Source organism: Rhodococcus sp. C3V (genome assembly GCF_029269915.1).
Lineage (GTDB): Bacteria > Actinomycetota > Actinomycetes > Mycobacteriales > Mycobacteriaceae > Rhodococcus_F > Rhodococcus_F qingshengii.
Genome location: NZ_JARJBE010000012.1, coordinates 71,834 through 84,949, shown reverse-complemented (window position 1 = coordinate 84,949; position 13,116 = coordinate 71,834). Strand labels below are relative to the sequence as shown.

Below are 13,116 nucleotides of genomic sequence, written 5' to 3'. Positions count from 1 at the left end.
TACCTTCCTCGTCGTCACGGTTCGTGGTCCGCTGCAATCCGGTCGACCGGAAAAGGACAGCAGCATTGTCGGAGCCTCGCGATACCGTATAGGTCTGAGCTTTTGCGGAAGGAGGTGGCTGATGAGCGCAATGGGCTTCGATCTCGATGTCAGTGTCGACCGGGCGTGGGCAGAATTTCAACGTCGCCTCGGCGATCACATTTCCATCATGGTCGACGGCGACGTTCTTGCCGTGGAATCGTCCACCGGCGACTTCGATCCAGCTGACGGCGCAGCGCCATGCGTTCAGTTCCTCGTGTGGGACGAGAACACAGTCCGCTGCGAGGTTCCTTCCAACGACTTCCTTCATCCGCGCTATCGACTCGAAGATGCCGACGAACAAAAGTTGATCGCACTCGGCTGGAATCCGCCTTCCGAGAATCTCGAGGATCCGAACAACTCCCCCGCCTTCTGCGTCGACAAGGCGCAGAACTGGGCCGATCAGCTCGCAGCGATGACTGTCGCTGCATTCCGTGATGTGTTCGGTGTGCACCACCCGGCTTTTCTATCCAGCGATCTCACCGGCAACGAGCAGACTCCGGATTTCGATCCGTCGGTCGTCGAGTCGACAGAACTTCCGACACTCGACCCCACCGCGGCCTACATGCCCAACGACATCGACCACCTCAAGGAGTTGGTCACTCTCGCTTTGCTTCCCATGCTCGGCACTCTTCCCGAGCGAGACAGCGACGGCGACATACCCATTCGTGTCGGTTCGACTGTCATGTTCGTCGGTCCGCTTTCCGAGTCCATGGACGTGCAGTTGTTCTCCCCACTCGTTCAGGACATCAGCAACCGCACCCGTGCAGCCGAGGTCATCGCCGATCTCAACCGCAAGTGGTCGCGCATCAAGTTCGTCTTGATCGACGACCGTCTGTCGGTGTTCCTCGAGGTGGCGGGTTCGCCATTCGTTCCCAAGCAACTCACCGATACGTGCGCCGCCCTGACGTCGTTCCTGCGTACCGTGGACGACGAGTTCGCCGCACGCGTCGGCGGAGACCTCTTCTTCGCGAACAAGAGCGGTGACTCCTCCTCGCTGCAGCCCGATCTGACGGCCGAGGACCTTCCTCCCGAACTCGAGACCCTGCTGCACCTCGATCTGGACGTGGCCGAGGATCTCGACGCGGTAGCCGATGTCTGTGGTCGTGATCGCGATCTGATTCTTCAGCTCCTCCACATCAGCAACGAATGGCAGATTCAGCTGCGTAGTCAGGCTGTGGACGCCCACAGTCGCGGAGACGCCGAAGAGGCTGCGGGATACGAGGATCAGGTCGGCGGGTGGGAACTCATGGTCGACCGTCTGCGGGGGGCCTTGCGACTGGTGGTCCTACCCAATTCTCGAACCGAGACGCCGGCAAAGCCGCAACCTGAGCAAATGGGCTTGTTTGCCGATCCCTTGCAACAGAGCCTCTTCGACGATCCGTCCTGACAACACGGATCGCCTTTCCCGCTATTCGAAGTGGGATTTGAAGATCTGTCCGTGGACGCCCACGGTTCGATCGACAACCTGCGAGACCGTGAAATCGGCTGCGGCAGAAAGATAGGCGTAGGCCGTCGCTCGATCCATTCCGCGATCATGCTCGAGGAAGTCGAGCGCGTTGACCACCGCGCGCCGCATGGCGCCGTTGAGGTCACTGTTCTGCCCATCGACCGAACCGTTGGGGTCGGACAGGCCGATCGGAATCCAGGCCTCCTCGGTCTCGGCGAACGGGTATCCGAAAGCCACCGATGGAGCGTCACCGGAATCCTTCTTGCACACGCTGAGTCGGAACGTGCCGCGCAGCGATCCTTCCATCGCCGTCAGCGCCGCCTCACCGTCACCCATGGCCATGTGGGGGTCACCGACGTAGAAGAGGGCGCCTTCAGCGAATACCGGCAAATAGAAGGTTGATCCGACACCGAGATGCCTGATGTCGATGTTTCCGCCGCCCAGGGTCGGAGGAATGGAGTTCGACGACGGGGATGTCGGGTCTGCATCCGCAGAATAGGCAACTCCCATCATTCCCATGAAGGGCCGCAGGGGAAACCGCACCTTCGACTGTCCGAAAGGCATCACGCCCTTGCCGTCTTCGATCGCCGTGAAAGTGGAAACACCGCCGTACTTCAACGGGTCCTTTGTTGCGCGCCCGTCTGTGGCGACCGGCGGCATGACTTCGTCCAGAGTGATTCCCGCTGGAGCGGTTCCGTCTGCTGTGACGGCGAGAGCGCCCTTGCCGTGTCTGCTCGACACAACGCCGTACGGCACGCGGGGAATGGCTTCGAGAGTCTCGATCTTGAGTACGTCTCCAGGCTGGGCGCCTTCGACGAAGACCGGGCCGGTGACGACGTGCGGTCCGTCCTTGTCGAAGTTTCGTTCGGTTCGGTTGTATTCGGCCGCAACGGCAATCGCATCCTCGAGCACGTCCTTCTCGGAAACGCCTTTGCTACCGAAGTATTCGAGAGGATTGCGCCCTTGATCCTCGAGAATTCCCTCGTGCGAGAGGGCGTCGATCGTGACGGTCTGGCCCGACTTCATCCGCATCACCTCGCGGGTGTGGATGTTGGGCACATAACCCCACATGACGTCCGACGGATCCGAACTCAGATAGTGATCGCCACTGACGTTTCCGCTGCCCGGTTGCAGAATCGGAATGCCATCGGCGAACGGTAGTGCAGAGGAGGACGATCCAGCCGGTGACGCGTTCGAGTGCGCGCATCCCGAAGCCACACCGGCAACTCCTACGCCCGCACCGAGGGCAGCGACTGCCCTCATGAATCCGCGTCGGCCAAGACCTTTCGTCAGATCTTCGGCTGCGTTGCGGGCAAGAGTGTTTTCCATCGAGATTCCTCCGGAGTGCGTGACGATGTGCGACTGCGAAGAAAGCTAGACCCGATTTGTTACTCGTTCATTACCATTTCATGGCAAGGAAATACCGTTGACTGAGAATGAATTCAGCGACGGCGAAGCCGCCAGAGCGAGGTCGTCTCTCGTGCCCGGGCAGCGTGAAGCGCATCGGTTCGGTCACTGACCTTTGCGTGCGTCGGCTTGACGTCCATGCGATCGACAACAGTGAGCCCACCGGCCGCAATCAGGTCGTGTAGTTCGGATCGCGTTCGGAGACCGAGGTGTTCGGCAATGTCCGAGAGGATCAGCCACGCTTCTCCCCCGTCGTCCAGATGCGCTGCGACACCAGTCAGGAAGCCCTTCAGCATCGCTCCAGCGGGGTCGTAGACGGCGTATTCGATGGGCGAGGTGGCCTTGGCCGGAATCCAGGGAGGATTGCAGACCACCAACGGAGCGGTGCCTTCGGGAAAGAGGTCTGCTTCCACCACGGTCACCTGATCGCCGTAGCCAAGCCGCGAGAGGTTGCTACGAGCGCATTGCAGTGCCCGGGGGTCCTGGTCGGTGGCCGTCACCGTCTGAACTCCACGCCGCGCCAGGACGGCAGCAAGAACGCCGGTGCCGGTGCCGATGTCGAAAGCCGATTCCGTCGACGGCAGTGGCGCAGACGCGACAAGATCGACATACTCCCCGCGGACGGGTGAGAACACTCCGAAGGCGGGATGCACTCGTGCGTCGAGAGCCTCGATGAAAACACCTTTGCGGTGCCACTCGTGAGCGCCGATCGCGCCGAGGATGTCACGCAACGAGCGAACCGAAGGCTCACCGGTAATCCCGAAAGCTTCGGTCAACGCGACTTGCGCGTCCGGGGCTCGCCGGAGTGGAATCGACAGATCTGCATCCAAGGGAATGAGCAGCATGCCGAGGATCTGCGCGCGGCGTCCTTGGGTCTGCCGGTGGAGATGGAAGGCTTTGGCTGGGTCGTCGGACGCTCGGCGCGGCTTGCGGTCGATGCGCGACGCGACGGCCTTCGACAGTTGGCGAGCGTTCTGAAAATCTCCGCGCCACAACAACGCCGTGCCTTCGCATGCCAAGCGATAGGCGTCGTCGGCCTTCATCGTGTCGTCGGCGACAACGATGCGCTTGGGCACCGGGGCGTTGCTCGTCGAACCCCAACGGGCCGATTGCTCGACGTCGTTCTCGGTCCACACTGCGAATTGTTCAGTCATGTAAGCCCTTCCGGCGTCCGACGCATAGCGGCCGGTCTACCGGCTGATGTGGTCCAGATCTGCAAAATCTGCTCGTCTGGTGTCCACACTAGTCGGGACCGGCCGCGCTACATGACTGCGAGAGGGATGTCAGCCCTTGGCTACGCGAGCTACCTCGGCGATCCGAGCCTCGGCGACCGCGTCAGCAGCCTCGCCGGCGAGGATTCCGTCGTTCTTCGACTTCGCGAAGATCTCGGTGACCGTGTCGAAGATCTTCTCGACCTTGAGCTTGACCTCTTCGGCCGAGTTGCCCTTCAGCTCGCCGGCAACCTGGATGAGGCCGCCGCCGTTGGCGACGTAATCGGGGGTCCAGGTGATGCCGCGGTCGCGGAGGATGTTCTCGACCTCGGGCACGGTGAGCTGGTTGTTGGCAGCGCCGCAGACAACCTCGGCCTTGATCGAGCGTGCGGTCGTGTCGGTGAGTGTTGCGCCCATCGCACACGGTGCGTAAACGTCGAGATCAGCGTCGATGATGCTGTCGACGATGCTCACCTGCGGGAAGTCCGCCTTGACGCGATCGAGCGCTCCGGCGTTGACGTCAGTCGCCAACACGGTTGCGCCGTCTGCGAGGAGAAGCTTGATCAGCTCGTAGCCGACCTTGCCTGTGCCCTCGACACCAACAGTCTTGCCTGCGAGCGACGGAGTGCCCCAATGCGACTGTGCCGCGGCGCGCATCGACTGGAATACGCCGAGGGCCGTCATCGGAGCGCTGTCGCCGGAACCGCCGACCATAGCGTTGCGGCCGACGACGTAGTCGGTGTTACGACCGATGATGTCGAGATCGTTGGAGTTGGTTCCGACATCACCAGCGGTGATGTAGCGACCGCCGAGGGTCTGGACGAATTTTGCGTAGGCGCCGAGCAATTCGTCGGTCTTGGCCGTTGCGGGGTCGCCGATGATGACAGCCTTGCCGCCGCCGAGGTCGACGCCGGCAACCGCAGCCTTGTAGGTCATGCCGCGCGAGAGGCGCAAAACGTCTGTGACTGCGGCAGATTCGTCGGAGTACGGGTAGAAGCGCGTTCCGCCGAGCGCGGGACCGAGCGTCGTGGAGTGGATGGCGACGATGGCCTTGAGGCCGCTCGCGGGATCCTGGAAGAAGCTCACCTGCTCGTGGGGGTAATCGCGCAGGTAGTCGGCGCGATCGAACACGCCCGCAGTGTCGTCATGGGAAACAACGGAGTTCACGGGCTCGGCGGTGAGAGTCATTGTGGGATAGACCTTTCCGAAGGATAAACGGGGCGCAGTCGAAATATTGGGACGAATTGGCCGTTGGGTACTATTGGGGACAAATAACCCAAAGAGAATCCCGCTGAGCAATTCGTGGAACCAATGCTCTGCCTGAGTTACGATTTGGTCAATGCAAATCTCTTGAACTAGTCAATTCGATCATCCAGTGACTCATATCACTGAGGAGAGGTTCACAAAGTGCTCAGCATCGACAAGCTCGACGTCCAGTTGCTCGGTCTGCTCAGCAAGGACTCGAGGATGAGTGTGGCCGAGTTGGCCAACTCGTTGGGCGTCGCCCGCAACACCGTCCAGTCGCGAATGAAGCGCATGGAATCCAACGGACTTCTCACCGGGTTTCGGCCGAATCTCAATCTCCCCGAGGTCGGTATCCCGATTCAGGCATTTGTCGGTCTGGAACTCGAGCAGGGCAAGATCAGTGCAGTCGCTCGGAGTCTGACCGAGTTGCCCGAGGTGATCGAAATTCACGCCACGACCGGTCGCGAGGATTTGCTCGTTCGCGTCGCCACCTCGACGCACGCGGCCCTGCAGAAGTTGGCCGAGCAGATCGTGTCACTTCCAGGCGTCACGCATTCGACCACGACCATCGCTCTGACCAATCCCCTTCCGTATCGAATTCAGCCTCTCCTCGAGCACCTCACCAATGACGCCGGCTGGGGTCGTTCGACCGCCTTCCCCCGTCAGCAGGACTAGGACGGGTGGTCGCGTCGATGCTTCCCAGTGCGCTAGTTTCATGGTTATGAGTGAGATCCAGGGACAGCGCATCGCGTTCATTCAGGCGACGTGGCATCGCAACATCGTCGACCGTGCACGCGACGGATTCACCGACGCGATCGTCGAGCTCGGCTACCCCAAGGACACGGTTGATTTCTTCGAGGTACCGGGAGCTTTCGAGATCCCGCTGCACGCCCGGCGGTTGGCCAAGACCGGCCGCTACCAGGCGATCGTTGCCGCAGGTCTGGTCGTCGACGGCGGTATCTACCGGCATGACTTCGTGGCGACGGCTGTCATCGACGGTCTGATGCGCGTGCAGCTCGACACCGACGTTCCGGTTTTCTCGGTGGTCTTGACGCCGCATCACTTCCACGAGCACGCCGAGCACGTCGACTACTTCAGCACGCATTTCGTGAAGAAGGGCGCCGAGGCTGCGCGTGCGGTCGACGCCACCGTCAAGTCGTTGAAGGCCCTGCCCACCAACTAGTCGTTACCCAAGTCTCGCTGAGTCGAATGCCATCGGCTCAGCGAGATTTTTTGTGTCTATCGAGGGGTCTCGACGCTTGCCAGTGCGGAGGCATTCGAGTCGTCGACTTCGCCGTAGCGGTCGACGCATTGCTGGAAGAAGTCCCGCATCTCGGTGATTACAAGCGCATGACTGAGAAGAGACTTTTCGAGTGAATCGGCACCACCGGTGGCCTTTTGGGCAAACTTGCCAGCCATGTCTTTTCCCGACTGAAGTGTCCCAAAGCAGTCCAAGGCAGTAAGTCTGTTCAAGTTGCCTGCCATGTCTTGCAACTCGGCAAGAAACCCCTCACACGCGACGGCAAGCTGTGCTGCAACATTTGGGTCGAGGTCAATGCTGTGGGCACTTGGAGTTCGCCAGGTATGGGTCTCAGACATTAGATCCTCAATTCGGCCGATAGAACACGTGTTTAACTGGGGAGACGTTGATCGAGCAGGTTCGCGTAATGTTGCGTGAGCTCGCATGTCGACCCTTCGGGCTTAAGAGCAAGTTTGGTATCGACGCTGAGCCAAATCGCCCCCTGCGCAGCAGGCAAGGCGACGAAACATCTGACAAGGTCGGCATCCGCCTGAAGATGGAACTCGACGCCGTCTCGCTGGCCGATCGTCACGGGCTTGAATCCCACGTAGTTCGGATTCTGTTTGGTGGTCTCGATGGAACTTTCGGTCGAAAAAATCGACAAGTAATACCAGGACTCAGTCCACGAACAGATTTTCCAACCCGGCTGCTCGACGCCGGCGATATCAACTTCCTCGGTCGCCGGATCAAGCCCCACTTCTTCCAGAACCGAGTCTGGAATGTCGTTGCACGGATCGAACAAACCCTCTTGGCCGGATGCAGGCTCAGCCGCCCCCTCCACGACTGAGCTGCATCCTGCCGCAGCCCACACCAACACCCCAGCCATGAGCAGTCGCCCAACCCCCACCGACCCCCGCATGACACCCCCCGTTGATGTGGACCCACTGTATTGGATGCACCGGAGGCTCGATCGGTTCCCGCAATCTTGAAATTCCCAGTTCAGGTTCGCCGGTTCACTCAGAGCGCATCGTCAGCGATTGACGCTCAGCTCAGCAGTCGCATACTGGAGAGGTTGACTACGACTTCGGGAAGGCACCGAGTGAGCGCACCGAAAGCCCCGGCCAAACCAGCGATCCTCAGCGTCGACGACGATCCTGGTGTTTCGCGTGCCGTCGTTCGAGACCTTCGCAAACGGTACGGCGAGAAGTACCGAATCATTCGCGCGGAGTCCGGCGACCAGGCTCTCGAAACCTTGCGTGAAATGAAACTTCGCGGCGATGCAGTCGCTGTGATCGTCGCCGATTACCGCATGCCTGGTTTGAGTGGAATCGAGTTCCTCGAACAGGCAATGGACCTGTATCCCGTAGCTCGGCGCGTTCTACTGACCGCGTACGCCGATACTGATGCTGCGATCGACGCCATCAACGTCGTTGACCTCGACCACTACCTCCTCAAGCCGTGGGATCCCCCGGAAGAGAAGCTGTACCCCGTCATCGATGCGCTGCTCGATGCCTGGGCAAGCTCGAGTCATCACCCCGCCGAGGAAACAAAGGTGATCGGCCATCGTTGGTCCGAGCGATCCTCCGACGTTCGAGAGTTCTTGGCACGCAACCAACTTGCCTATCGCTGGTACATGTCGGACGAGCCGGAAGGCCAACGACTGCTCTCGGCTGCCGGTACCGACGAACTGCGGCTTCCCGTCGTCATCGCACCCAATGGAGATGTACTCGTCGAGCCCACCGACGCCGAACTCGCCGACAAGCTCGGGTTGAGTACTACTCTCTCCGAAGACTTTTACGATCTCGTTGTCATCGGCGGCGGCCCTGCGGGTCTGGGAGCTGCCCTGTACGGCGCTTCGGAGGGACTTCGGACGGTCCTCATCGAACGGCGAGCGACCGGCGGTCAGGCCGGCCAGAGTTCACGAATCGAGAACTACCTCGGCTTCCCCGACGGAGTTTCCGGCGCACAGTTGGCCGATCGCGCAAGACGCCAGGCAACCAAGTTCGGCGCCGAGGTCATCACCGCGCGAGACGTCACCGGTTTGGAAATCAACGGCTCGGCCCGCACCGTGCGTTTCGACGACGGTTCGTCGGTCGACGCCCATTCGGTCATCTTGGCGACAGGTGTTTCCTATCGCCAACTGTCGGCGCCGGGGCTCGATACATACACCGGCCGAGGGGTCTACTACGGGTCAGCCGTCACCGAAGCCGCTCGGTGCAGCGAACAAGATGTGTACATAGTCGGCGGCGCCAATTCGGCAGGCCAAGCTGCGGTCTATCTCTCCCGCGGAGCTAGGTCCGTCACCATTCTCATTCGCGGCAACTCGCTCGAAGCCTCGATGTCCTACTACCTGATTCAGCAGATCGAAAAGAATCCGAAGATCACCGTGCGCACGTGCACGGAGGTAGTCGGCGCTGAGGGTGACGATCACCTCGAACGAATCACACTGCGTAACAGAGCCACCGGAGAAGAAGACACCGTCGATGCTCAGTGGTTGTTCATCTTCATCGGAGCCGCTCCCCTCACCGACTGGCTCGGCGACGTGGTGGTCCGCGATGGGAATGGCTTCGTTCTTGCCGGCCCGGACCTTCCGTCCGAAGGCGTCACCCCGGACGGGTGGCCGCTCGACCGCGCACCACATCATCTCGAAACCAGTGTCCCCGGAGTGTTTGTCGCCGGGGACGTACACGCCGAATCGGCCAAGCGCGTCGCGTCGGCCGTCGGAGAGGGCGCGATGGCCGTGATGTTCGTCCACCGCTATCTCGCTCAACAATAGGGAGATTCGATGTCCATTCCTGAATGCAGCCCAGACTTGCTTCGCACCCTGTTCCTGTTCGAGAAGCTCACCGACGATCAGCTCGAATCACTGTGCCAGGCAGGCCATATCACCGAGATCGATCGAGGTCAGGTCTACCTCGAAGGTGAGCCTGCCACCTGCTTCTACGTCCTCATCGAGGGCGAGGTGGTGCTGTCCAAGCTGTCGGGCGGCGAAGACATCGAGATCAACAGGACCACCCAGCGCGGCGTCTACTCGGGAGGCTGGACGGCGTATCTCGGCGATCGTGTACCGCAGGTCTACGCGGGGTCGATGCGAGTGACGACTCCTTCGACGTTTTTCGTCCTGGACGCCGACAAGTTCGGCAACGCGATGCGCGAGTGGTTTCCAATGGCGGTTCATCTACTCGAAGGTGTTTTCTTCGGCAAGAAGAACACTCAGCAGATCATCGATCAGCGAGAGCGACTCCTTGCACTCGGATCACTGTCGGCCGGGTTGACTCACGAGCTCAATAACCCTGCAGCCGCGGCGGTTCGAGCGACAGCCTCTTTGCGCGAGCGTGTCGCAGGCATGCGTCACAAACTGGGAATGGTCGCATCGGGCACCTACGACCGCGATGCCCTCGTCACTCTCATGCGACTTCAAGAGGAAGTTGCAGAGGTTGTCGCCAAGGCGCCGACGCTCACTCCCCTCGAAGCCTCGGATCGAGAGGATTCGTTGGGTGAATGGTTCGAAGATCATTCGATTCGAGAGGGTTGGGATCTGGCTCCGACCTTCGTGCAGGCTGGTCTCGACACCGCTTGGCTCGAGAATGTTGCTGCAGCCGTAGACGAGTCGGTGCTAGAAGGCGCAATTCGCTGGCTGAATTACACCATCGAATCCGAACTCCTGATGAACGAGATCGCCGACTCCACAACGAGAATCTCGACGCTCGTCGGTGCGGCGAAACAGTATTCTCAGATGGACCGCGCTCCCTTCCAGACCATCGATGTCCACGAATTGCTCGACAGCACGTTGATCATGTTGGGGCAAAAGATCGGAAGCGGAATCGAAGTCGTCAAGGAATACGACCTCGCGCTGCCACCGATCGACGCCTACGCCGCCGAACTCAATCAGGTGTGGACCAACCTGATCGACAATGCGGTGTCTGCCATGGACGGATCGGGAACACTCACCGTTCGGACAAGCCGCGATGGCGACCGCGTGTGCATCGAGATCTGCGACACCGGCGCCGGGATTCCCGATGACGTCATCGACAGGATCTTCGAACCCTTCTTCACGACTAAGCCTGTTGGTGAGGGAACCGGTCTCGGCCTTGATATTTCGTGGCGAATTGTGGTCGGCAAGCATCGTGGTGAGCTTCGGGTCACGTCGGAGCCCGGTAACACCCGGTTCAGAGTTTTGCTGCCCATCGCGGGCCCACCGCGGGATACGCGCGACGACTAGCCACCTTGCACGGCCGGTAGGCAAAGCGCACGATGAAATGACCGACTTCAGTCAGCGAGAGGGTGGACCATGACCGACGGACTTCCAGCGGGGATCGATCCGAGTGTGCCGCCCAGTGGCGCGGGATGCGTTGAATGCGATGCGAGCGGCGGTTGGTGGGTGCACCTGCGTCGATGCGCGCAATGCGGTCACGTGGGGTGTTGCGACTCCTCACCGTCACAGCACGCGAGCAAGCATGCGGCCTCGACAAAGCATCCGTTCATGCAGAGCTACGAACCCGGTGAGGATTGGTTCTGGAGCTTCGAAACCAACGAGGCGTACGACGGACCTGAATTGGCTGCGCCCACTTCACATCCCGTAGATCAGCCGACGCCGGGGCCTAAGGGTCGTGTCCCGGCCGATTGGCAGCAACACATCCACTGACTCAGTTCGGTTGGTCGATCGACCTCAAAGTCGAGACGTTCGACGACTCCTGATCCAATGCGTTGTCGATGCAGGCTTGAAACTGAGCCTGCATTGCCTCCACGACCGCGATATGACTCGCCAACACATCGACGAGCGCATCGTGGCCACCGACGGCCTTCTCCTCGAACTTAGCCTGTAGTGCCTGTGCGGATCCTAGGGTTCCGAACCCTGTCAATTGACCGAGTAGTGCGGCGGAGTTCAGTGCTGCCTCGAACTGCGCGCGGAGTTCAGCGCAAGCCGTGATCAGCTCGCCGGCGACTTTGGCATCAAGATACAAATTCGACATGTGACTCCTGTGTTCGAGGGTGTAGCTGCAATCAGGACCGCTGTCACGGGAGCAATGGAATCACTGTCTCGGCAATTCGTTCCACCAGCGTGCACGGCGTCTCGGCGCGCGCCGCACCGACCTTGGCGCCGACGCGGATCATCGCGGTGGATTGAGAGGTCGCGAACGCGACGTTGCAAGCAGAATCTGTTTTGTCATTGCGTTCCTGGTATATCAGGACTTCGCGCCCGGCGATTTGGGCTCGATGAAGGTCGCGCATGACTGGATTCTGTTCGACCTCTACGAGCGGATGATCGGTCGATGTCAGAGACAAGAAGTACCACCCACCGTTCCACGAGCAAATGTTGAAACCATCGATATGCGTGTCAACGATGTCAACCTCTTTTGTTGCCGGGTCGACTCCGACTTTCTCCAATTCCTCATTGCCGAGAACCTCACACGGATCAAACATCCCAATCACATCGACAGGGAAAGCCTCACCGTCGACCGTCGACGAACAACCCCCAACCAACAGCGCGGCCGCGACCAAGACCACTGCACCCCTCACTCCCACAGCACTCCCCCTCATTCGCTGCCCGGACACTCCAGCGACACTTCGCTGCCTCAATTTGGCAGGTCGACCGACCTCAAAGTCGAGACGTTCGACGACTCCTGATCCAATGCGTTGTCGATGCAGGCTTGAAACTGAGCCTGCATTGCCTCCACGACCGCGATATGACTCGCCAACACATCGACGAGCGCATCGTGGCCACCGACGGCCTTCTCCTCGAACTTCGTCTGAAGCGCTCGACCTGATGCGAGCGTCCCTAAACCACCAACCCAACTCAGTTTCGCAGCAGCAACAGACAAATGCTCCAACGTCATTTGGTATTCGCCGCATGCCGTAACTAGCAATCGCGCCGTGTCCGGATCCAGCGAGAACGAAACCTCGGCCCCGGAGTCCTCATTTGAACTCATGCGTAGCACCACCTTCATCAAGCGAGCGATTCATCTGGGGAGCTCCGGGAAGAGTTTGTCGGTAATCGTCGACGCGAGGCCACACGGGTCGATCGGCGTCTCACCGAAATCTGGGGCGATCCGAACGATCAGCACCCCCTGATTGGTCGTCCAAGCTACTGAGCAAATCTGTCCGGTCGCATCGTCACGCTGCCCGAACTTGATAGCAGGGCCGCCATGAACATTCGCAGCCCTTACATCGGCATTGTTGGTGTTCGCTTCGACTTCGTCGAGAGTGTGGTCTGTTGACCAGACGCTCAGCGAAATTCCCGTCCCATCCCATGAGCAGATTTCAAATCGTGGAATCTGAACTCCAAGAATCCCGCGTTCCTCAGTCGCCGGATCAACGCCGACATACCGCAAGGCGCTGTCGCTAATGCCGCTACAAGGGTCAAATAGCCCAACAGCCTCGTCGGCTCGTACTGCATGCCCCTCGACCGTCGAGGAACAACCCCCAACCAACAGCGCGGCCGCGACCAAGACCACTGCACCCCTCACTCCCACAGCACTCCCCTC

General features: G+C 60.3%; 15 protein-coding genes. 6 read left to right on the top strand and 9 right to left on the bottom strand.

Annotation, left to right across the window (positions count from 1 at the left end; genetic code table 11):
* Positions 1–121 precede the first annotated feature (121 nt).
* The gene (locus P3G66_RS26040; protein WP_003941353.1) at positions 122–1,468 is read left to right on the top strand and encodes a hypothetical protein; all 1,347 of its coding nucleotides are present in this window, start codon (positions 122–124) and stop codon (positions 1,466–1,468) included.
* A gap of 21 nt (positions 1,469–1,489) precedes the next feature.
* On the opposite strand, the gene P3G66_RS26035 is transcribed toward P3G66_RS26040, so the two are convergent.
* The 3 genes from P3G66_RS26035 to P3G66_RS26025 form a co-directional block, all read right to left on the bottom strand.
* Positions 1,490–2,857 carry an acetamidase/formamidase family protein gene (locus P3G66_RS26035; protein ID WP_215516006.1) on the bottom strand — a complete coding sequence of 456 codons (1,368 nt, stop codon included), beginning with the start codon at positions 2,855–2,857 and terminating at the stop codon, positions 1,490–1,492.
* Between the two features lie 113 nt (positions 2,858–2,970).
* Positions 2,971–4,089, bottom strand: a complete 1,119-nt coding sequence (locus P3G66_RS26030; protein WP_042923118.1) for a class I SAM-dependent methyltransferase — start codon at positions 4,087–4,089, stop codon at positions 2,971–2,973.
* Positions 4,090–4,218: 129 nt separating this feature from the next.
* Positions 4,219–5,334, bottom strand: coding sequence for a Glu/Leu/Phe/Val dehydrogenase dimerization domain-containing protein (locus tag P3G66_RS26025; RefSeq protein ID WP_276117324.1), 1,116 nt, complete (start codon positions 5,332–5,334; stop codon positions 4,219–4,221).
* A gap of 219 nt (positions 5,335–5,553) precedes the next feature.
* Between P3G66_RS26025 and P3G66_RS26020 the strand changes: the two genes are divergently transcribed.
* Positions 5,554–6,066 (top strand): Lrp/AsnC family transcriptional regulator, encoded by a 513-nt coding sequence (locus tag P3G66_RS26020; protein WP_003941343.1) that lies wholly within the window; start codon positions 5,554–5,556, stop codon positions 6,064–6,066.
* Positions 6,067–6,112: 46 nt separating this feature from the next.
* Positions 6,113–6,574 (top strand): 6,7-dimethyl-8-ribityllumazine synthase, encoded by a 462-nt coding sequence (locus P3G66_RS26015; RefSeq protein WP_007726074.1) that lies wholly within the window; start codon positions 6,113–6,115, stop codon positions 6,572–6,574.
* A 56-nt stretch (positions 6,575–6,630) separates the two neighbouring features.
* Here P3G66_RS26015 and P3G66_RS26010 read toward each other — a convergent pair whose 3' ends face one another.
* Positions 6,631–6,810, bottom strand: a complete 180-nt coding sequence (locus P3G66_RS26010; RefSeq protein ID WP_238704732.1) for a hypothetical protein — start codon at positions 6,808–6,810, stop codon at positions 6,631–6,633.
* 212 nt (positions 6,811–7,022) lie between these two features.
* Positions 7,023–7,517, bottom strand: coding sequence for a DUF3558 domain-containing protein (locus P3G66_RS26005; protein WP_128637981.1), 495 nt, complete (start codon positions 7,515–7,517; stop codon positions 7,023–7,025).
* A 213-nt stretch (positions 7,518–7,730) separates the two neighbouring features.
* Here P3G66_RS26005 and P3G66_RS26000 point away from each other — a divergent pair, with 213 nt between their 5' ends.
* The 3 genes from P3G66_RS26000 to P3G66_RS25990 all read left to right on the top strand — a co-directional run bounded on the left by P3G66_RS26000 (position 7,731) and on the right by P3G66_RS25990 (position 11,276).
* Positions 7,731–9,407: an FAD-dependent oxidoreductase gene (locus P3G66_RS26000; protein ID WP_007726067.1), complete on the top strand. Its 1,677-nt coding sequence runs from the start codon at positions 7,731–7,733 to the stop codon at positions 9,405–9,407.
* Positions 9,408–9,416: 9 nt separating this feature from the next.
* Positions 9,417–10,853: an ATP-binding protein gene (locus P3G66_RS25995; RefSeq protein ID WP_003941311.1), complete on the top strand. Its 1,437-nt coding sequence runs from the start codon at positions 9,417–9,419 to the stop codon at positions 10,851–10,853.
* Between the two features lie 69 nt (positions 10,854–10,922).
* Positions 10,923–11,276 carry a UBP-type zinc finger domain-containing protein gene (locus P3G66_RS25990; RefSeq protein WP_003941317.1) on the top strand — a complete coding sequence of 118 codons (354 nt, stop codon included), beginning with the start codon at positions 10,923–10,925 and terminating at the stop codon, positions 11,274–11,276.
* Between the two features lies 1 nt (position 11,277).
* Here P3G66_RS25990 and P3G66_RS25985 read toward each other — a convergent pair whose 3' ends face one another.
* The 4 genes from P3G66_RS25985 to P3G66_RS25970 all read right to left on the bottom strand — a co-directional run bounded on the left by P3G66_RS25985 (position 11,278) and on the right by P3G66_RS25970 (position 13,086).
* Positions 11,278–11,604: a hypothetical protein gene (locus P3G66_RS25985; RefSeq protein ID WP_054827361.1), complete on the bottom strand. Its 327-nt coding sequence runs from the start codon at positions 11,602–11,604 to the stop codon at positions 11,278–11,280.
* A gap of 43 nt (positions 11,605–11,647) precedes the next feature.
* On the bottom strand, positions 11,648–12,139 hold the full coding sequence (locus tag P3G66_RS25980) for a DUF3558 domain-containing protein (RefSeq protein WP_257216585.1): 492 nt from the start codon (positions 12,137–12,139) through the stop codon (positions 11,648–11,650).
* Positions 12,140–12,207: 68 nt separating this feature from the next.
* On the bottom strand, positions 12,208–12,561 hold the full coding sequence (locus P3G66_RS25975; RefSeq protein ID WP_232816907.1) for a hypothetical protein: 354 nt from the start codon (positions 12,559–12,561) through the stop codon (positions 12,208–12,210).
* 30 nt (positions 12,562–12,591) lie between these two features.
* Positions 12,592–13,086, bottom strand: a complete 495-nt coding sequence (locus tag P3G66_RS25970; protein WP_065455820.1) for a DUF3558 domain-containing protein — start codon at positions 13,084–13,086, stop codon at positions 12,592–12,594.
* Between the last annotated feature and the right edge of the window lie 30 nt (positions 13,087–13,116).